General features: G+C 38.2%; 18 protein-coding genes and 1 pseudogene. 4 read left to right on the plus strand and 15 right to left on the minus strand.

Annotation, left to right across the window (positions count from 1 at the left end; genetic code table 11):
* Positions 1-297: 297 nt before the first annotated feature.
* Both JHE06_RS08345 and JHE06_RS08350 read right to left on the minus strand, forming a co-directional pair.
* Positions 298-1,179, minus strand: a complete 882-nt coding sequence (locus JHE06_RS08345; RefSeq protein ID WP_201088505.1) for an aldo/keto reductase — start codon at positions 1,177-1,179, stop codon at positions 298-300.
* 159 nt (positions 1,180-1,338) lie between these two features.
* Positions 1,339-2,184, minus strand: a complete 846-nt coding sequence (locus JHE06_RS08350; RefSeq protein ID WP_201088506.1) for a metallophosphoesterase — start codon at positions 2,182-2,184, stop codon at positions 1,339-1,341.
* Between the two features lie 141 nt (positions 2,185-2,325).
* Between JHE06_RS08350 and JHE06_RS08355 the strand changes: the two genes are divergently transcribed.
* Positions 2,326-2,541: a hypothetical protein gene (locus JHE06_RS08355; protein WP_058918907.1), complete on the plus strand. Its 216-nt coding sequence runs from the start codon at positions 2,326-2,328 to the stop codon at positions 2,539-2,541.
* A gap of 113 nt (positions 2,542-2,654) precedes the next feature.
* Here JHE06_RS08355 and JHE06_RS08360 read toward each other — a convergent pair whose 3' ends face one another.
* From JHE06_RS08360 to JHE06_RS08395, 8 genes are all read right to left on the minus strand, one after another.
* A complete protein-coding gene (locus JHE06_RS08360; protein WP_201088507.1) occupies positions 2,655-3,515 on the minus strand; it encodes an MBL fold metallo-hydrolase in 861 nt (286 codons plus the stop codon).
* Positions 3,516-3,545: 30 nt separating this feature from the next.
* Entirely contained in the window at positions 3,546-3,977 is a 432-nt protein-coding gene (locus tag JHE06_RS08365; protein WP_201088508.1) for a VOC family protein, read from the minus strand.
* A gap of 255 nt (positions 3,978-4,232) precedes the next feature.
* The gene (locus tag JHE06_RS08370; protein ID WP_058918910.1) at positions 4,233-5,351 is read right to left on the minus strand and encodes a TcaA second domain-containing protein; all 1,119 of its coding nucleotides are present in this window, start codon (positions 5,349-5,351) and stop codon (positions 4,233-4,235) included.
* Between the two features lie 71 nt (positions 5,352-5,422).
* Positions 5,423-6,520: a DUF5105 domain-containing protein gene (locus tag JHE06_RS08375; protein ID WP_058918911.1), complete on the minus strand. Its 1,098-nt coding sequence runs from the start codon at positions 6,518-6,520 to the stop codon at positions 5,423-5,425.
* 372 nt (positions 6,521-6,892) lie between these two features.
* A complete protein-coding gene (locus JHE06_RS08380) occupies positions 6,893-8,020 on the minus strand; it encodes a PfkB family carbohydrate kinase (RefSeq protein WP_201088509.1) in 1,128 nt (375 codons plus the stop codon).
* Positions 8,021-8,234: 214 nt separating this feature from the next.
* A complete protein-coding gene (locus JHE06_RS08385) occupies positions 8,235-8,903 on the minus strand; it encodes a P-II family nitrogen regulator (RefSeq protein ID WP_058918913.1) in 669 nt (222 codons plus the stop codon).
* Positions 8,893-10,386 carry a DUF1538 domain-containing protein gene (locus JHE06_RS08390; protein WP_058918914.1) on the minus strand — a complete coding sequence of 498 codons (1,494 nt, stop codon included), beginning with the start codon at positions 10,384-10,386 and terminating at the stop codon, positions 8,893-8,895. The genes JHE06_RS08385 and JHE06_RS08390 overlap by 11 nt, the downstream gene beginning before the upstream one ends.
* Positions 10,387-10,726: 340 nt before the next feature.
* Positions 10,727-11,971: a mechanosensitive ion channel gene (locus JHE06_RS08395; RefSeq protein WP_201088510.1), complete on the minus strand. Its 1,245-nt coding sequence runs from the start codon at positions 11,969-11,971 to the stop codon at positions 10,727-10,729.
* Between the two features lie 483 nt (positions 11,972-12,454).
* Between JHE06_RS08395 and JHE06_RS08400 the strand changes: the two genes are divergently transcribed.
* Complete coding sequence (locus JHE06_RS08400) at positions 12,455-13,801, plus strand: MATE family efflux transporter (protein ID WP_058918916.1); 1,347 nt, start codon at positions 12,455-12,457, stop codon at positions 13,799-13,801.
* 140 nt (positions 13,802-13,941) lie between these two features.
* Positions 13,942-14,751, plus strand: a complete 810-nt coding sequence (locus JHE06_RS08405) for a Cof-type HAD-IIB family hydrolase (protein WP_058918917.1) — start codon at positions 13,942-13,944, stop codon at positions 14,749-14,751.
* Positions 14,752-14,795: 44 nt separating this feature from the next.
* Here the strand turns inward: JHE06_RS08405 and JHE06_RS08410 are convergent, their stop codons facing one another.
* The 5 genes and pseudogenes from JHE06_RS08410 to JHE06_RS08430 all read right to left on the minus strand — a co-directional run bounded on the left by JHE06_RS08410 (position 14,796) and on the right by JHE06_RS08430 (position 18,252).
* A complete protein-coding gene (locus JHE06_RS08410) occupies positions 14,796-15,218 on the minus strand; it encodes a DUF1801 domain-containing protein (RefSeq protein WP_201088511.1) in 423 nt (140 codons plus the stop codon).
* Between the two features lie 30 nt (positions 15,219-15,248).
* Positions 15,249-15,332, minus strand: a pseudogene (locus tag JHE06_RS12410) (SEC-C metal-binding domain-containing protein); the annotation flags it as partial.
* 1,087 nt (positions 15,333-16,419) lie between these two features.
* Positions 16,420-16,968, minus strand: a complete 549-nt coding sequence (locus JHE06_RS08420) for a hypothetical protein (RefSeq protein WP_201088513.1) — start codon at positions 16,966-16,968, stop codon at positions 16,420-16,422.
* A 176-nt stretch (positions 16,969-17,144) separates the two neighbouring features.
* Positions 17,145-17,555 carry a VOC family protein gene (locus JHE06_RS08425; protein WP_201088514.1) on the minus strand — a complete coding sequence of 137 codons (411 nt, stop codon included), beginning with the start codon at positions 17,553-17,555 and terminating at the stop codon, positions 17,145-17,147.
* A gap of 64 nt (positions 17,556-17,619) precedes the next feature.
* Entirely contained in the window at positions 17,620-18,252 is a 633-nt protein-coding gene (locus tag JHE06_RS08430) for a phosphoribosyltransferase (RefSeq protein ID WP_058918922.1), read from the minus strand.
* Between the two features lie 477 nt (positions 18,253-18,729).
* On the opposite strand from JHE06_RS08430, the gene JHE06_RS08435 reads away from it, so the two are divergent.
* On the plus strand, positions 18,730-19,593 hold the full coding sequence (locus tag JHE06_RS08435; protein WP_201088515.1) for a glycosyltransferase family 8 protein: 864 nt from the start codon (positions 18,730-18,732) through the stop codon (positions 19,591-19,593).
* Positions 19,594-19,596 lie beyond the last annotated feature (3 nt).

Genomic DNA, 19,596 nt, shown 5'->3' on the forward strand with positions numbered 1-19,596 from the left:
CCTTGCTACAAGCTGCTTATCAGAAGCCAAGAAATTGCTTAATGACGACAAATAGTACCGAGCACCCAAAAATAAGCAGTGGTTCAAGTATAAACTTTGTTGCATGTTTTGCATGGCATCACTCCTCGCTTGTTATTAATAAGAGAATACCACTTTCTCATCAATTTTTCATTTCAACAATTGCATATGGATAGCCAAATGTTGAAATTTAAATAATATACGTACTTTTATCTCTGCCTTCTCGCTTTTACCCCAAAAAAAGACCAACTAAAAATAGACAGTTGGTCAATTGTTTCATTAAGATTTTCGGTGGCCTTTATTTCGATGCTCGATTGTTCCCGGCATGTTGTCTCTTAAACGATTTTTTTCTTTCGGATTTGCATCTAAATTGTTCAATAAATTCATGTCTTCATCCGACAAGAAGAAATCAAAGACATCAGCATTTTGCGCGATGTGTTCTTTATCGCTTGATTTAGGGATCGGTATGACCGCCCGTTGGATACTCCACCGCAAAGCAATTTGTTCAGGCGTTTTATTGTGCTTTTTAGCTAAAGTCATCAGTTTGTTTTCTTTACTGATTTTCCCTCTTTTAATGGGACTATATCCCATTGAGACGATATTTTCGCTGTCACAATAATCATTGGTATCTTGTTCGCTATGGCCAGGGTAAATTTCGTATTGGTTCACTGCTGGTCTGACTTTAGCTTCTTTGAGCAGCGGAATCAAATCGCCGCGTTTAAAGTTGGAAACCCCAATCGCTTGTGCACGACCGGATTCATAAATTTCTTCCAAAGCACGCCATGTAGCTAGGTTTACTTCATCGTCTTTATCAGGCCAGTGAATCAAGAACAAATCTACATAAGCAAGATTTAAACGTTCTAAGCTCGCTTCGAAAGAGGCTGTCGCTTGCTCCAGACCCATATCCGTTTTCCAAACCTTGGTGATAACAAATATTTCGTCTCGCGGGATACCAGAACTGACTGCACGGTTGATTCCTCTTCCGACATCTTCTTCGTTGTCGTAATGAGAAGCGGTGTCAATTAAGCGATACCCTTTCATAATAGCTGAAAAAACCGCATCTTCGGCTTCTCGCCCGGTCATTCCACTCGTTCCTAAACCAAGACCTGGTATGGTGTATCCATTGTTTAACGGCATTCTGTCTAATAAACTTTCTACCATAGTTATCACGCTCCTAGTTGTGTTAACTTTAGTTTAACGAAGACCTTTGCAAAACTCAAAAGAAAACACTTACACATAATCGTTTTATAACAAAAAAACATCAAACCCTTATGAGGTCTGATGTGCTTCTGCTAAGATTTTTTTAACTAAATGAAACTGTTAGATCAATGTAACCACTACGATTTCCGGTCGATTATTGAAACGGAAAGGAAACGTGGAATTGCCGATGCCGCGACTGACGATCATTCGTTTGCTTGGCAATTCGGGATCAAAGTAAACGCCATCCGTATACACAGGAAATTTTCCTTGTCCGGGCGAAAAAAGTCCGCCAATAAACGGCAAGCGAAATTGCCCTCCATGGGCATGGCCGCTCAAAATCAAGTCTGGAGCACGCGTTAAATCCATTAGATACTCTTCAAAAAATTCAGGATGATGCGCTAATAAAACTTTTGGTTTCATTTGCATTCCTTCCGTCAGCGTGACTCCTCTAAGAATCGGTTTAGGAGCTGTCTCAAAATTTTCTTTTTCAGATAATCCCATCAAAACGAAGCCATCATGATCGAATTCGATCCATTCGGCTTCATCGATCAACACTCGAACGCCAGATGACGTTAGAATATCTTCCCATTCTTGTAACCGGCCGCTTCCAAAATCGTGGTTTCCAGTAACCGCATAAACAGGAGCGATCGCTACTAATGATTGTGCAAGAGAGCGCAACTCAACTTTGGGCAAATCATACCGTACATCTACCAAATCACCGGTCAGCACAATTAAGTCCGGTTTTTCTGCCGCTACTTTTTTCACTAACCGAGCCAATGATACTCCGTGTCTCGGTATATGCAAATCAGATAAGTGCACAATTTTTTTGCCGGTCAAACTTTTCCCTGAATACGGCAATTTGATCCGAAAATGTTTCACTTGCATCCATTTGTTTTGAACTATAAGATAAATAACTAGTGCAAGGAGCAATCCAATGATTGTTCCAAAAATACTCCATCCTGACATAAAAATTCCTCCAAATACTCATTCATTCGTTGTTCCTTGAATTTTGATGAATAGCTTTCTTTTATTTTACCATAGTTTCTTCAAGAAAGCGTTTTAATTCAAATCATGTTATACTAAAAGAAAAAGTGAGGTGCTTATACTATGGATAACCAAGGAGCAGGAAGCGGCAAAGAAAAGAGTTTAATCGAAGCAGCAGCATTAAAAGCCTTTAAAGAAGACGAAAAGCTAGATGAATTACCAGAAGAACAGTTGGATAAAGAACCAAAAGAAGATGCTCATCCGGAAGATTTCAAGCCATTTAAAGACCCTGAAAAATTAAAAAAACTAAAAAAAGAAGAGACCACTGAAGAAGAATAAGCTTCAAGAAAAAGGAAGGCTTTTCTATACCAATCCAAAGAACCTTCGCACTTTTTTTGTGTGAAGGTTCTTTTTATACAGCCTGCTGCTTTTTAACAAAACACTCTTTTCTTTTACATTTCATTTCTTTCAGATACGTATCTTCCATGTTTTGGTACAGCGATCTCATCAAAATCTCGGACAAGCCGGTCTAAACTTTCAGATAATTGGTCCCCCGTCATTGGTTTCCCATGACCAGTAATAGCGATGTTAGGTTTCAGCTCTGCCAGCTTGATAATAGAGTTTTTGGCAGCTTTCCAGTCGGTCGTCAAGTACCTTGGCGGACCGCTGATTTCTTGCTTCTGGGTGATTACTTTGTACAAATCTTCCTGTTTGACGGTCACAAAAGCATCTGCTGCTAACAAGAGCCGGTCTTTTTCTCTAAAGAGCGCTACTTGTCCAGGAGCGTGTCCGGGTACATGGATCCATTTGAATGCAGAAGGGTATGGAACGCTTCCATCTTCCGGTAACAGCTTAACATGCCCGTCTAAGTCGATGGCATCTGTTGGAAAGATAGGAGACATCTTAGCGACCAAGCCGCCTTCAACTGTGTAATCCGGCTCCGGGTAATTTTTTTGACCGGTCAAATAAGGCATTTCCAGAGGATGAGCATATGCGGGAATGTGCCAGTGATTGATCAGCTCAATGACTGACCCAACATGATCAAAGTGACCATGAGTCAAAATAATCGCTTTTGGACGACAATCCGGACCAAAGCGTTCTTCTGCGGCTGCAATAATTTCTTTAGATCGGTTGGGTGTCCCAGTATCCACTATAACAAATTCATTCGTTGCTGAATCGCCAATAAAACAAAGATTCACGATTTGAACGGTATAACAGTAGACATCTGGAACCACCTCTACGCCCTCTCCGCTTTTCACGGATGTTGCCGGAATCGTTTTGTAATCTTTTCCATAATGCATACTGGTTTCCATCTTAAAACTCCTCTCAACTCTTAAGTTTAATTAAAATTCCAACATCGCACCTCGTTCGTCAAAAACGGCTGCAGGATTCCAAGCCACTTCCCATAAGTTCTTTTCCGGATCAGCAAAATAAGCTGTTCTGCCGCCCCAAAAAGCATCACTTGGTTCTCTTAAAATAGTTCCGCCAGCATTACGGACAATTTCAACCGCTTTATCTACCTCTTCTTTCTGGTCAACATTCACCGCCAATGTAACTCCAGCAGAGTAATGGTCATCTGAAACCAATTCAACTTGCATTTCTGCAGCCATTTCTGCTACTGGAAAAAGTGTCAGGATAACACCAGCTGTTTTAAAGACAGCATACGTATCTGAACTTATTTTTGATTCTTCCCATCCCAAACCTTGGTAAAACAGTCTTAATTTAGGCAAGTCCTGTGTGACGATCGTGACAAGCGAAACTCTTGCAGATATCATTTTATCTTCCCCTTTCAAGTTTTCTTAATTCACTGTCACTATAATTCTTTTCTAAAATGCGGTCAAAGATTTAACTTTTTTGTCGCCGTATACTTATTCCTAAACAAAAAAATAAACCACCTCCATTCAATTGATAAATGAGAGCTGATTTATTTTTTGTCGTTTATCGGGAGGCGTCTTGTATATTTTTTTATTCAGTACTGAACTCGTCTTGCTCTCTTGTTAGAGATAAAGACTGATTATGGATACATTCCACTAAATGGGTATACCCACAGAATCAATATCGCCTTTTCTCCACTTGTAAGTCGTTGGAGTTTCAATCACTTTTTCAATTTTATTTGTCCATTTAGCGGCATCTTTTTCATATGTTTCATAATTTTCTTTTTCTACTAACCAGCTTTTCTTCTGATCATCATACATTAATGTCAATATAACTGAATCAGAACTTTTCTCAGCCGGCTGCAACGCAAAATAATCTGCATCCGATAATTGAATCGAACTCTCTTGATCAACGACACCGTCAACGATGATTTTCCAGCCTTCATTGGTATTGGTCAGATTCAATGAAGCTGCGTTCAGCACTAGCCCATAAAAAGTATAATCGTAATTCTTCGTAATTGTTTTTACATATTCAAATAAATAGGCTAATTCTTTTTTGTGTTCGCTCGTACTGTTTTGAATCTTTTCTACATCTAAATTATTGGTCAAAGCTTCGCCATACGTTTGATAATAGTGCGCCGCTCCTGCTGCTACTTTATCTTGAAACGTTTTATTTTTTAAAGTTTCTTCCAGCTGATCAATAGCAACAGTTTCAGTACCCTTAATCAGATCAAGCATTTTTTCTACTTCAATGGTATTGCCAAATGGATCTTCGAACGCAATTGTTAATGGATGCTCTCCGATTACTAAAGGACCATACTCACCGTTTTCGTTAGCTGCCAGTTTTTTTTTGCCTGCTGTAATCACGGCATCTTGAAGTTTTCCGTCTGTTTCTAATGTAATATAATGTGATTTCACTTCAAATTGATAAGTTGTAAAGAAGACCCATTTTTTATTGCTAGGTTCCATCACGATCAAATCATCTTTTGTTTTCCTGTTTTCTTTGCTATCCGCTAATAATTGCTCTTTTAATTTATTTCGTTGATCATTGTGTTTGTGAAAATACCGTAAAAAAGGTTCAACACTATCTTCAGTTACTTTTAGTTTATCTGTATCAGATTGAATCAATCCATGCAGCGTTTTACTATCTTCATTTTCAATCGCTTCAAAAAAACGATCAATGGTACTTTCCTTGCTATAATAATTATGTATTGTCATAAAAAAGACCAACAGCAAGAGACTAGCTGTGCTTAATACGACTATTCTTTTTTTCATCATGCACCTCTTCACTTCAGTAAAAAAACCTATCTTCAATTAAGAAAACAAGTTTTTTTGCTGAATAATGATTATTTGTATAAACCGCCTCTAAAAGCTTCTTCAAGGTATTCATAGTAATTATTGCTTGATGACTTAACGGTATCGATTTCCCATTTGTCATCTATTTTCTTTAATTGGATGCGATATCCATCTCCGTAGGTATCTAACTCGGTAGGACTGGCTACGCTAAAAACTTCTGGCAAGTTTTCAAGCAAATATTTTTCTGCATCCACATACACAGCTTGGTAATCAGAATATTCTTTGTCTTTATTCTCCTCTATGTATTTGTCCATCAAACTTTCTACTTCATCATCCATATTGTCAAATGACAAAGCTTTCGGTTTGACTTGAATGGTTGCTGAATTCGGATAGACAGAAAGCAATTTTTGATCTACTTCTGCTACTTTTCCATTGCTCGTTTTAAAAGATTCTACAAGCTGATGCAACTCTTCGTTTGTCGGTTCATAGTCTGAAAAAAAGTTGCTTAACGCTTTTGTAAATTCTTCATCAAAAGATTCAGCTGTTGCTTCTTTATTGTTTGCGACTACTGTATCGTATTTTTCATTTTCTTTAGCAAGGAATACTTCATCTATAAACGCCGTTAATGCAGCAGATGGTTCTTCAGTTGTATCTTTGTATTCTGCTGTATCGATTTTCAATACAACATCTTTAATTTCTTTATCCATGTTTTCAACATCATAATACTGCGGTTCAAAATGCAGTTCATATTGGCTGTCTTGGTCTACTTTAAATACGAGGTAACCGGTTTTGCTTTTATCAGCTGACAAATTATCATGCCCCAACAATTTGAAAGATTCATCCTCAGAATAAACAGAAGCCGGTTCTACTTTGCTGTCGTTTTCATCGTATAAACTAATGTCTCCACTGCTGACGTTCAATGATTTTTTACTCTCGTTCTTAATGGTAACTTCTAACGCTAAGTATCCTTCATCTTCGCTTACTTCTTTATCATCAGGAATAATATATTCTCCTTTACTGATGACGATTGAAGCCACATCAGTTTTCCCTGCTTTTTCATCCTTTTCTGATGTTGCCGCTTTTCCTCCACAAGCAGCCAACACAAAAAAGACATTACATACCATAAACGCCAGTCTTAACTTTTTCATTTTTTCGAACCCCTTCTTTCAGTAGTTTAATATGAGATAACCCTCATTATAGTATAGGCTGTCCAGATAAAGCAATTGAGAACCCATTGATGATTATTATTCTTCTTTCTTAAAAGTATTTCACCACATTATCAATGTTGATTTTCCGTTATTATACAGAACCATTCTAATATTTTTATTCTTTTGGACAAACTAATCCTGTTTTAGTGCTGCTTTATTCCGATTTTACAGTTTTGGGGCAAACTTACCTCTATTTAATGCTGGTTTGTCCAGTTTACATACAAAAATATGAAAGTTCTAAATTTATCTATATTTAATAGATAAAACAAAAAAGTCTGCTAGTTATATATAGCAGACTTTTTTTCTATTCATTTAAACACGGTATTCTTTTTCTACTTTTGCCAGCTCTTCAATATCTTTTTCCAGTTGTAACGTGGATAAATTAGAGCGTACCAAAGAAAGTGACTGTGTTGTGTGATAACCGTTCGCGAATCCTGCCATTAAGCTTTGAGAAATTGATTTTCCTTGTTGGCGAGCGTAAATAAGACCAGCACAAATAGCTTCATTGGCTCCCCATTTATAGCGATTAGTAATATCATGCGGATTTTTATACCGAATGGTTTCCCCATTATCAGCTACATACACCAGCGTATCATCATTCTTCGTCACTATAACCGAATGTGCTCCGTAGCTAAGCCACTTAATAGCAGCTTGTTCTGCATCTTCTTCGCTTTTAACAGCTAAGTTAAGGAAAGCTTCCGTTTCATCGTGTTTGACGATTAATAAATCAACTCCATCTAAAGACGCGGGCATATTGACCATTTTGGGCACTGAAACAGTAATAAGGACAAGCGGGATCTGGTGTTTCATTTTTAGAGCAATCAGTAGTTCAAGCGTTTCTTTTGGCAGATTCAAATCAGCAACTAAATACTTAGCTCGTTTTAAAAGAGTAAGATGCTTTGTTAACCATTCCGGGGTCATACAATGGTAAATTTCCATATCAGATAACCCGAAAAGAATATCTCCATTTGGATTAACGACTTCCAAAAATGTCCCCGTAGCTTCACCTTCTAATGTATCAACGGCTGACACATCCATAAAATGTTCTGAAGCTGCTTTGATTTTCTGCCATTCTGGGTCATTGCCGACAACTGAGAGCAACGCTGCTTCAACTTCAAGGCGGCCTAAGTTCTCTGCAATGCTGCGGGCAACGCCTCCATTTGTAGACTGTGTTTTAACATCATTTGTCGTTCCTTCGATCAGTGGTGCTTCCATCAAATAACGGCGGTCGATATTGGCCGCCCCGATGCAAATAACGGGCTTGCTTTCATTTAAAATATACGCTTTTCCTAACAGATACTCTTTTCTAACTAATCCTGAAATAAGATTAGCAGTCGCTGAACGGGATAACTTTATTTCATCTGCTAACTCTTGCTGGGTTACAAAAGGATTTTTAAGGATTCGTTTTAAAATCAGAGATTCTTTCTCATTTAAATTCATTTTTTTCAGACCTTTCACTAAAGCAGCGGGTTTTTCTAACTAAACAACTGCTTTAAAAACATTTGTCTTTAATCATTAAGCACAGTATAGAACTCCCTTAGAAAACTGTCAATCTAAGTTTAATACTATTTTAACACTTCCAGAAAGCGAAAATAAACAAAAAAACTGACTCTCCTACAAAAAATGCGGCGAGCCAGTTTCTTTTACTTTCTGATTAAAACAATCCTTTTGTATTGTTGACATCTAAAGTAAACAATACACCGTTTCCGGGTTTTTCAATTTCCATAGCGTTACTGATCGATGCTACAATCGCATCGGTTGTTTGCGTTTCTGATAAGATTAAAACGATTTCTTTTTCCGGCTCAATGTCCATTGAAAACAATTTACTTGTTTCATGACTGCCAGAACCGCGTCCAGTAATAACGGTTCCTCCTTGAGACCCCGCTGCAACAGCCGCGTCAATAACTTCCTCTGCTTGACCATGGTCGACAATCGTAAAGATAGCTTGATGCATAATGTCTTCAACCTTTCTGCTGCTCGCATTTTGTTTGTAAACACAGTTTCGATTTCCTAATAAATTGGCAATAGGAATCGAAAAGGCAATACCATGATTCCGTTTTTCTAATTTTAATTTTTGGGATAAATCTTCTAATGTTTTTTCAGCGTCTTCTTTTTTTGCCGCTAAAATGATGATTTCTTTTCGAATATCATCCAATCCTAGCAATTTCAAAGCATTATTGTTGATGGTCCCAAAACCATAAAAGACTGTACCGCCTGAAATGCCGTCTTGCTTAGCAATCTTTAATACCTTGCTCCCTACGCCATCGTTTACGATAAGACAAAGGATATCGTAATTCATTCCTTCAATAATATTATTCTTCATTTGGTTGGAATCCACCCTTTCCAGATTTTAATTTGAAAATCAAGCCTAACAGCTGCAAAGTAATAATCGGCATCATGGCCACCATTGCAATCATTCCAAATCCATCCAGCAATACGTCAGCTCCTTCAATGGCTTCAGCTGCCCCTTGGACAAAAGCTAAGATAAAGGTTGCGGTCATTGGACCTGAAGCGACTCCGCCAGCATCAAAAGCCATCCCGACAAACATTTTGGGTACCACATACATCAAACCGATAGCAAGGATATACCCCGGTAAAATCATGTGCCACAACAGTAAACCCGGTACAAGAATCCGTATCATGGATAATAAAACTGCCAAACCAACTCCGATAGACAAAGCTGTTAAAACGACTTTTCGTTTCACATATCCATTTGTAACGTTTTCAATTTGATGGGTCAGAACATAGACAGCTGGTTCTGCTAAGATCGTCACTAATCCTAACACGAATGCAACGAGGAGTACATAGAAATTATTATCCAATGAAGCGACCGTATACCCTACGACACTTCCCACTTCCATAAAACCGGCATTGACTCCGACTAAAAATAGAACCAAACCGATAAAGACATATAAAACGCCTTTTAAAACTTTATTTAATCTTTTTTTACTGAGCTTTAAAAAGAAGAAGTTATACGCTAGAAAAACAAGCAAGATCGGAAGTAAAGCAATAAATATTTCTTGCGAAATGACTGGAAGATGAGCGAGAAAAGGTTGGATAACCGATGTAGACCCTTCCAAATCAACTTCCAGACTTCCGGTCATTTCCCCTTGACTGCCTAAGATATTCATCAACATCACTGCGATGATAGCTCCAGATGAAGCAATGGCCACTAAGCCGAAACTATCTTTCTCAGAAGCTTTCCCGCCTTTTCTTAAAGAGGCAACTCCTAAAGCCAAAGCCAGCATAAAGGGTACGGTTAATGCGCCGGTTGTAGCACCGGAAGCATCAAAAGCCATCGATAAAAATTCATTTGATGTAAAAAGCGATAAAATAAAAATAACGAAATAGATTCCTGTCAAAAGCTTGTACAAAGGAATATTGTAGACGATTCTCAATAATCCAATGGTCATCATTACAGCTATCCCAATAGAAACGTAAATCAAAATACTGGTATTTGAGATGATGCCGCCGGTCACACCAGCAATCTGGTTAGCTAGAATATGCAGATCTGGTTCTGCTATGGAAATAAAAAAACCAAGCGTTAATCCAGCAAGAATGACGATCCAAACTTTATTGCTTTTAGCGACTCCTTTTCCCAATTGAGACCCGATCGGCGTGATACCGATGTCCGTTCCCAATAAAAAAACAGACAATCCCACGACAATAAATAAAGCTCCCAGTACAAATCTCAGCAATAAACTGGTTTCCATAGGGGCAATGGTGAAATGCAAAACGAACACAATTGCAACAATGGGCAAAACAGAGAGTAAAACTTCTTTAAACTTTTCTGTCAATACGTTCAAATAAATGGCACGCCCTTTCTATTTTTTGATCACATCTGATGAAAAAATAAACAACAATTAAAACCAAGCCTTTTATGAGTCTAACGTTTTTGACTGATACAGTTTTTTTCATTCTTCAAAATTTCATAGCTGCGTTACTACTTTTTCATTACAATATATAAATAAGTTTAACACAGAACCAACAAATAAAAAACGTGTAATATTACAGAGATACAAATCTATAGTACTTTTTTTCTTAACTGAAAGGAGCTAAATCATGAGAAAAATAGCCGACCCTCAGTAATGAAGGTCAGCTATTTTCAAATTCGTTCACATCTATCTAACTGAGCAGATGTGTTTTTTATTTCGTCTTGTCTTCTTTTTCCATTTTAGCTTCCAAACGTGCTAATTGGTGTTTCGCAAATTCGCGGCCGCCAATACCAAAGGAAATGGCAAAAGCAACAGATAGACCACCAAGGATAAGCAAGAAAGCAACGTTTACAATGCTTGTTGCAAATTGCAATTGGTTCAAGCCCATGAAGACAGCCATCACGATCAAGATGTATTTCACGATTTCACCGGACATCCGGCTGCCAGTTGATTTTGTAATGAAGTTTCCTAATAAAGATCCTCCAATTAAACCAATACCTAAAATAATCAATGCGCTAAGCACTAATGGCAAGTAAGCAATAACCGCTTTACCGATCGTATTGAGAACTTCTAAGTTCAACACATTCAATGCTTCAACTACGAAGAAAACAATTAAGACGACTTCAACGATTTGGCCAAGAACCTTAGCTAAATCAATAGTCATTTTTCCATCGCTCTTAAGGTATTTGTTTAATTTGTTGATGCCTGTTCCTTGCAATAAGCCAGTGATCAGGTCGCCAACGAATTTAGCTAAAACAACTCCTACAGCTACTAAGATAACTGCAACAATAATATTAGGGATAGCCGCTAAAACTTGGTTCAAAACCATAATGATCGGTTCAGAAATGCTGCGGACTTGTAGCGTTTCAAGTGCTACAGTAATGATAGGAACTAAAATAATAACATAGACAACATTTGCTAAAACTTTAGCAATCGTCATTTTTTCACTTTGTGTTGGTGCTGCTTCTTCAGCTTCTGAACTAGAACTAGTCATTTTAGAAATCCATTTGTCAATATTGACTGTAACCAGTAAATTGTACACTAAGTTTTTAACAAAGCGTCCAACAAAAACCCCAATAGCTAAGATAACTGCTGCTGCAAAGAGTTTTGGAATGAATGCTAAGACTGAATTAAGCATGTTAGTGATTGGCGTTGCGATTGCATTTAAGCCTAACATTCCTAAGATCCCCGGTAAGAAAATCAACCATACTAGATAGTAGAGTACTTTCCCGATCGAATCGATCGTACTGTCTGCTTGTTCATCGGAATTGGTTAATCCCCATTTCGTTAACAGACGGCCAAATCCTACTGCTTTCAGTCCTTTTTGCGCTGCTTTACGGACTAAAATAGCTACGATCCAGGCTACGACTAACAGTGCAATGGCGCCTAGCAATGTCGGTAAGAATCCCATGAATGAATTGAATCCTGTACTGACTGAATTTGAAAAATCGTTCATGAATAACATCTCCTTATAAATTTATTTTTTGAACTCTTTACACTTGCTAGTATAGCCTATCTTAATATTTTCTTAAAATGATAAGCCTTTTATTTAGCAAATAGTTTTTATTTGGAAATAAAATGGTAGTTTGTCACTTAGAATACAAAACACCTCAAAAGCTCAGTGGTTCAAAGAATCCTTACAGTACTCAAAGGGTTTGCGGACCTTAAGTATAGAGTTTTAACCTCTTTCCGGTAATTAAAAGAGGTTTGTGGACCTCATGGACAAAAGTTTGAACTTCTTCCGGTACTTAAAAGGAGTTTGCGTTATCAACAGAAATTCAACGACTAACCTCATCGATTCTTTTATTTTAAAAAAAGAGCTTCTAAATACGTCTTCAGTAGGTTCCTATCGTTGACTTGCTGCAGAAAGATGGCTAATGTAATAGATAATAGGCTCATTTCAACTGGGCGCAAATATAGGATAGAAAGTAGGATACGTATGGTTGGAAAGAATAAGCTTGAAACAGAAAAAATTTCTACGTTGTTAATTGAATTTTCAGTACCAGCGATGATTGGGATGTTTGTGAACGCGGTTTACAATATCGTGGACCGTATCTTTATTGGGAACACGCCTGGCCTAGGTTCGCTAGGGCTCGCTGCAGCTTCGATCACTTATCCGATAACTTTGGTCATGATCGCTTTTGGTTTAATGGTCGGTGTCGGAGGCTCTACACGTTTTTCCATCAGTTTAGGAAGAAAAGAAACTGAAAAAGCGCAGCATTATTTAGGCAACGGGGTCGCTTTAGCTATTATTATGGGCTTGTCGTTTACTATTTTAGGTAATATTTTTATCGAACCGATTTTAAGAAATATTGGTGCCAGCGAAGCTGTGTTGCCTTATGCAACAGATTACCTGAGCATTATTCTCTATGGTGCTGTTTTCCAATGTTTAGCCATGTGCATGAACAATTTTTCTAGAGCAGATGGAAATCCGCGTATTTCGATGATCAGTATGTTGATTGGAGCTGGCTTTAATATTGTTTTTGACTACATTCTGATCGTCCGTCTAGGCTGGGGTATGAAAGGTGCCGCTTACGCAACTATCGGCGGACAATTTTTATCGGTCATCTGGCAGTTGGCTTACTTTACCGGAAACCGCAGCAACGTCCGTCTCGTACTGGGCAACATGAAATTGAAGCTTACCTATGTCCGTGAAATTTTAACTACTGGAATTCCAGCATTTCTGCTGCAAATTGCGAATAGTGCTTTAAACTTCATCATTAATGCTAGTCTAGTCGTTTATGGCGGTGATGTAGCGATTTCCGTTGCTGGTATCGTAACAAGTGCCGTCACCTTGATCATCATGTCGATTTCAGGATTAACGCAAGGTTTGCAGCCGATCGTCAGTTACAATACAGGTGCTGACCGCATCGATCGCGTGAAGCAAGCTCTTAAACTAGCAAGTATTGCAGGATTTATCATTACTACCACTGGATTTTTGGTGATTCAGCTCTTTCCTGAATTTGTTGTCAGGCTATTCAACCAAGAACCTGAAGTTGTGGCTCTAGGTATAAAAGCTATCCGGATTTGGACAATAGCTTTCCCATTAGTAGGGTTGCAGATCGTCTGGTCCAACTATTTCCAAGCGATTGGAGAAGTTCGACTGGCCAGCTTTTTAAACTTAGCTCGTCAATTGGTTTTCTTAGTTCCGCTCATTTTGATTCTTTCTTCTATTTTTGGTTTATATGGCATTTACGCTGCTGTTCCGCTTGCAGATTTACTCGCCTTTTTGGTTTCTTTCTTCTTTATTCGAAAAAGATTTCCGAAATCAAAAATTTTGATTTAAAAACTGTTCGTCTGCTTCTATTTTATGTGTAAGGTTCATTTGAATAATTTAGTTTTCTGTACTATTATTAGTACGTTAGTGAATGGTAGTACGTTAGTAAAAAGTTATTATTTTTAAAATATATGAGGGTGGGGAAAAATATGTATAAGTTGATTGCCCTTGACGTTAACGGGACATTATTAAATGATCGAAAAGAAATTTCACCAGAAGTAAAGGATGCGGTAAAACGAGCCAAAAAAGCAGGTCTGAAAATTGCTTTGTGCACGGAACGCTCTTACGATGCTCTGATAAAGGTCATCCATGATTTAGGAGTTGGAAACGTCGATTACGCGATTTGTTTCAATGGCGCACTGGTAAAAGATACCAAGACACACGCCACGTTATCACGTGTCAATTTAACAAAAGACGATTTAGTTTATCTTTATCAAATGGGTGAACACATTGCTTGTTCTGTTCATTTCGATGATGAGCATTCGATTTATACACCTAACCAGCACATAGGAAAATATACGGTTCAGGAAGCTTATTACAATGACGCACCATTGCAGTATCGAAACATCTACGATATGCCAGAAAAATTTATTCCAGCAAAAGCTATTTTTAGTGCTGAAAAAACTAAATTGGAAAATGGCATCAAAAAGCTGCCTAAAGAGTTTTTCCACCGGTTTCATGCTCTCAAAAGCGGTCCCAATTTCTTTGAAATATTGAACAGCACAGCAAGCAAAGGCAATGCCTTGCATGGTTTGTGCGAACGGATAGGAATTGATTCCAGCCATGTTTTAGCTATTGGCGATGAAGAGAACGATCTTTCTATGCTGGCCTATGCAGGAACTAGTGTTGCCATGGATAATGCTGTTCCAGCAGTCAAGAAAATTGCAGGTGACTCAACCGCTTCAAACAATCAGAACGGTGTAGCTGCCGCTATCGAAAAACACATTTTTAATTCATAAAAAATAGTCTGTGCTTCTCTTATATAGAGGAACACAGACTATTTTTAGTTAGCATAACGTTTTTTAGTGTACTGAACGCTTTCTTGCACCAATTCTTTTAATACCTGCAAATCAATGTCTTTCAGCTTTTTAATGTACAGGCAGCCTTTGCCCATTGTATGTTTTCCTAGCCGAGCCAACAATTCAGCTCGGTGTTCATCATCGGGTTGGGAAAGGTAAATACTGATGGCTGATTTCCTCGGAGACAAACCTACTCTGCAAGAATCGCCTTCATGTCCGCTAGCATATTTATAGTGATAGCTTCCAAAACCAATAATCGCTGTACCCCACATTTTTGGTTCATAGCCGGTTGTTTCATAGAAGAGTTTTACTAGTGCATACGCGTCTTGGCGTTTTTTCGGGTCCTCAATCGTTTCCAGAAACTCCGTTACACTATCGGTGTTCTCTTTCGTCTTGTTTTCAACCATAATGATCGGCCTTCCCTTCTGTTCAATCCATTATCTGCCGTGGCATTTTTTGTATTTTTTCCCGCTGCCGCATGGACAAGGTTCATTACGTCCAATTTTTTTAACTGTAACAGGTTCCCGCGTACTGTTTTTTTCTTTCATTTCTGCTACTTCAGCTGGCGACAAGCCGCGGTAACCCCATTTACGAGTTTGTTCTGATAATTCTTTAAATAGTTGTACAAATGTAATCACATCATCTTCCACCATAAATTTAAGGCCGACTGCTGCTAACGTTTGGTATAATTTGTCCGGTTGTGTGCCTAAAACCGCTCCTTTTGAGATTTCATCTAAAATACGTTCTTCAGTCGCACTATCGTAACCTTTTGTTTGAATGTAGTTCCGCATATTTAAATAGTTTGGAGATGCTGGATTAATTTTGTTTTCAGCATACAATTGCAGATCCATTTCAGTCGGTGCAAAATAAGGGATGTTGTGAGCATTTAATTTATCGTAAAAAGTCAACGCTTCTTTTTCATCTGCAAAATAACCATCGATCACTAGAGATCCGTTAAAGTAAAAATAAGGTTGGCGGATTCCAACTTTTTCAAGATAGTCCATCGCCGCTTCTTTGGTCAACACATCCGATTGGTGCCTATTCCAGACCGCAATCAGCTGATCGACATCGTAAACCCCATATAAATGGACTAATGCTAAAACAGTATCGAATAATTCTTGGTTGTGTTCCAGTTTTTCTTGGTAGCTTTTATCAGCAGCTAGTTGATTAAATAATGCTGCTATCTCATTTGGCAAAACAGGATAAAAACCTTCTTTTTCCGTTTTATTGACATATAAGTACCCGTAATCAGCCACTACAGCCAATTCTTTAGCTTCATCAGTCGTGATGATTAATGGCGTGCCTTCTGATTGTTCCACGACTTTTTTAAGTACAGCTACTCCTTTTCGGCTTGTATAAACCAAAAAATCAGCAAAATGCTGTTGCATTTGCTCAGCTAAGTCTACAGCAATCTTCGCTTTTGTATGACTTTTTTTGACCTCTGCTCCATTTTTTTCAGCAATTTCTAACATTGTATCTTTTTTATTTGATAGCAGCAATTCCACTAAACTGGTTTCAGTTGATTGAATTGCTTGTGCAGTTGATTCGCTCATTTCATTTCTCCTCGCTAAATCTGTTTTCATGTAGTTCTTATTGAATGGTATTGATTTATTCTTTGATAGTTTCAATAGTCATGGTCTGAGTGGCATGCGTGTTCCAAGCTGTCAGCAAATGGTCTGGACTGCAGTGTCCATAAATCGTTTCAACAGCTCTTTTCGTCGCTGCGAACCAATTAGCCTGATTTTCGTCACTGAACGGAATTTCAGAAACGTTTTCTGTGAGTTTCACAGCTAATTCTTGAGGCACTGTCGGGTGAAACTGTCCTTGATCTAAAAACAAAAAAAGATACCCGGATTCCACTAGTTTCTTTTGATCTGCCGAATCAATGGCGGTTTCATTGACAGGCTTCCCGTTTGCATAAGCCGACAACACATCACGTTCCGCTGTTTCCAATGATTGGTAATGCTTTACAAACTGTTCCGGAAGTTGGGCAGCTAATGTTTCTGCCAATTTGATTTTAGTATGGCCTTTTTTTACCGGTATAGCGTGTTGTTCAGCAATGGTCAGCATTGTCTCTTTTTTATAAGATAGTAAGCAATCAACCAAGTTTTCTTTGGGCATTCCTTTAATGATAGGCATTTCTATTGTTTGATCCATTTTTCCTTCCTCCTGCTCTTTTCCCATGCGTCACCTCTATCATACCGTATTTCGCAATTCGAGTAAAATCACTCAAGAAAAACCTCATTTTTTGTTCATTATTGGGGGCACCCACTTTTCTTTACGCGTCAAAAAAGAGACTATCCTAAGATGCCTCCTTCTTGTGCGGCTTATTTTCATTTCATTTCCTTCATATTGAAACACATAATCTCCCAGAGGTGGCCGTCCAAATCTTTAAAGCGGCGGTAGTACATGAATTTTTCTGTATTTTCAACAGGTTGGTCTTCAGCCCCTGCTGCCGCTGCTTTTTCACACAACTCTATCACTTGAGCTTTAGTAGTGGCCAGAAGAGTTACAATGACTTCATTTTGAGAGGACGTATCGGCAATCGCTTGATGAGTAAATCCTTTAAAATAGTCTTCTATTAGCAGCATGACGTAAATATTCTCTCCAATAATCATGCAGCTGCCAGTTTCATCCGTAAACAGCGGATCAAAGTTAAAATCCAACTGAGTAAAAAAATCCCTGCTTCTCTCTAAATCTTTAACGGGCAAGTTCACGAAGATTCCTTTTATTGGTTGAGTCATCTTTTTCACTCCTTTAATTTTTTTAGTCATGAGCACGTAACTTTTTCAACAAAATAAAACTGCTTTATTTTCTGGTTTCATTCAACAAATGTCGAACTTCCATATCGGATAATTGATGGAATTCTTCGTAGTAAGCTCCGATCGCTCCTAGAAAATACTCAGGTACATCCAATGCAACGATTTCATCTACTTTCATGCGCAGTTGCAAATCCATTTCTTTTGGGATGACCGGAACGGCAAGAATTAATTTTTTAGGCGACTGCCGTTGGACTTCTTCAATCGCTGCGAGTATGGTATATCCTGTTGCAATGCCATCATCCACTAGAACAATAGTTTTCCCCTTGATCGATTGACGGGCATGGTTTTCGAAATACAACTCTCGACGCCGTTGAATTTCTTGCTCTTTTGCAGCAATTTCTTTTGCTAACCAGCCTGCGTCTACTTTAGCGGTTTCTACTTTGTTCAAAAGGGGTTTTGCATTTTCAGCAATCGCTCCGATCGCATATTCAGGATTTGTTGGTGCACCAATTTTTTGAGTGATCACCATGTCTAAAGGAACATCTAAAAACTTAGCAATCTCAACTCCGACTGGTACGCCTCCGCGTGGCAAAGCTAATACGAGCACGTCTTCATCGGTTTCAAAGGTTAATTCTTTGGCTAGTTGCTGGCCGGCATCCATTCTATCGTAAAATTTCATTCCGCTTCTCTCCTTTGATCGCCATTTTAGGTATACGCTTACATTTATTGGTTTTTAACAACCTCTTATCTCTTTTTCTTTTAGTATACCGCTTATGCCAAATTTATTGAATCATTACGGTTGTTTTTCATGCACCCTGCTTGTCAGACATATGGTGTAAAGGTTAAACCACTGTCCTATGCTATGCAACCCTTTTAAGTAGAAGTTCAACTATTTGTACTTGAGGTACATAAACCTCGTTTGAAGACCGCAAATACATTAAAACTCTAGCCATGAGGTATATTGTAGCTCTTTTTTTCTAAGTATCAAACTCCAATCTTCTTACAGTTATTTTCCATACATTCTGCTTGTTATTCATACAATCTAGTTTTAAAAACAATCGTTCTCTTTGCTAAATTCGTCATTTATAGATATGATTAGCTCAATGTTAGTAAACAAATCAAGTTTTATAAACGATTAAGAAGGAGATTTTAAATCATGTTTGAATCATCTGAAATTACGATTGTATCTTCTACGAATGAAGATTTTATGCCACATTTGGCAACATTATTTTTATCTTTGCTGCAGACCAAGCAGGAAAATACCATTATCAATTTTTATGTCATTGATGACCATATTTCATTGCAATCAAAAGAGCAATTGAACCGCATGGTAAATGAATACGATGCGAGCATCAGCTACTTACAAATTGATACATTGGAATTTGATGATATGGTTGAAAGCGACCGTATTCCTACAACCGCTTATTTCCGGATCGCAATTCCGAACTTTTTAAAGAGCACAGATGTTAAACGCGCTATTTATTTAGATTGCGATATCATTGCTTTGGAAGACATCGAACAAATTTGGTCGGTTGATTTAGGCGACAATTTGTTGGCTGCTGTAGAAGACGCTGGCTTCCATCAACGGTTAGATGCGATGGAAATCGATGCTGAATCGAATACGTATTTTAACTCAGGTATGATGATCATCGACATCGACAAATGGCGGAAAGAAAAAATTTCAGAACAAGTCTTTAAATTTGCTTTAGAGAACCAAGATGAGTTAAGATTTCACGATCAAGATGCATTAAATGCTATTTTACATGATCGCTGGCTGGTTCTACATCCCAAATGGAATGCGCAAGCTTATATTCTGACCAATGAACAAGAACATCCAACTAAAATTGGAGAAGTTGAATACGCTGAAGCTCGAAATGCACCAGCTTTAGTTCATTTCAGCGGCCATATTAAACCATGGCATAAAGAATCCGACCACCCTTATCGGGATGCGTATTTAAAGATTCGCAACCAGACCCCATTCCCGATTGAAGGAGAACTGGAATCGGGTCAAAGAGATTAGTGT

Origin of the sequence: Carnobacterium sp. CS13 (genome assembly GCF_016653495.1) — a bacterium.
GTDB classification, from domain to species: domain Bacteria; phylum Bacillota; class Bacilli; order Lactobacillales; family Carnobacteriaceae; genus Carnobacterium_A; species Carnobacterium_A antarcticum.

What these genes read in the sequence shown, in the direction of transcription:
- JHE06_RS08345 (WP_201088505.1), bottom strand. Translation starts at nt 1,179, where the DNA reads ATGGTAGAAAGTTTATTAGACAGAATGCCGTTAAACAATGGATACACC.
- JHE06_RS08350 (WP_201088506.1), bottom strand. Translation starts at nt 2,184, where the DNA reads ATGTCAGGATGGAGTATTTTTGGAACAATCATTGGATTGCTCCTTGCA.
- JHE06_RS08355 (WP_058918907.1), top strand. Translation starts at nt 2,326, where the DNA reads ATGGATAACCAAGGAGCAGGAAGCGGCAAAGAAAAGAGTTTAATCGAA.
- JHE06_RS08360 (WP_201088507.1), bottom strand. Translation starts at nt 3,515, where the DNA reads ATGGAAACCAGTATGCATTATGGAAAAGATTACAAAACGATTCCGGCA.
- JHE06_RS08365 (WP_201088508.1), bottom strand. Translation starts at nt 3,977, where the DNA reads ATGATATCTGCAAGAGTTTCGCTTGTCACGATCGTCACACAGGACTTG.
- JHE06_RS08370 (WP_058918910.1), bottom strand. Translation starts at nt 5,351, where the DNA reads ATGAAAAAAAGAATAGTCGTATTAAGCACAGCTAGTCTCTTGCTGTTG.
- JHE06_RS08375 (WP_058918911.1), bottom strand. Translation starts at nt 6,520, where the DNA reads ATGAAAAAGTTAAGACTGGCGTTTATGGTATGTAATGTCTTTTTTGTG.
- JHE06_RS08380 (WP_201088509.1), bottom strand. Translation starts at nt 8,020, where the DNA reads ATGAATTTAAATGAGAAAGAATCTCTGATTTTAAAACGAATCCTTAAA.
- JHE06_RS08385 (WP_058918913.1), bottom strand. Translation starts at nt 8,903, where the DNA reads ATGAAGAATAATATTATTGAAGGAATGAATTACGATATCCTTTGTCTT.
- JHE06_RS08395 (WP_201088510.1), bottom strand. Translation starts at nt 11,971, where the DNA reads ATGAACGATTTTTCAAATTCAGTCAGTACAGGATTCAATTCATTCATG.
- JHE06_RS08400 (WP_058918916.1), top strand. Translation starts at nt 12,455, where the DNA reads ATGGTTGGAAAGAATAAGCTTGAAACAGAAAAAATTTCTACGTTGTTA.
- JHE06_RS08405 (WP_058918917.1), top strand. Translation starts at nt 13,942, where the DNA reads ATGTATAAGTTGATTGCCCTTGACGTTAACGGGACATTATTAAATGAT.
- JHE06_RS08410 (WP_201088511.1), bottom strand. Translation starts at nt 15,218, where the DNA reads ATGGTTGAAAACAAGACGAAAGAGAACACCGATAGTGTAACGGAGTTT.
- JHE06_RS08420 (WP_201088513.1), bottom strand. Translation starts at nt 16,968, where the DNA reads ATGGATCAAACAATAGAAATGCCTATCATTAAAGGAATGCCCAAAGAA.
- JHE06_RS08425 (WP_201088514.1), bottom strand. Translation starts at nt 17,555, where the DNA reads ATGACTCAACCAATAAAAGGAATCTTCGTGAACTTGCCCGTTAAAGAT.
- JHE06_RS08430 (WP_058918922.1), bottom strand. Translation starts at nt 18,252, where the DNA reads ATGAAATTTTACGATAGAATGGATGCCGGCCAGCAACTAGCCAAAGAA.
- JHE06_RS08435 (WP_201088515.1), top strand. Translation starts at nt 18,730, where the DNA reads ATGTTTGAATCATCTGAAATTACGATTGTATCTTCTACGAATGAAGAT.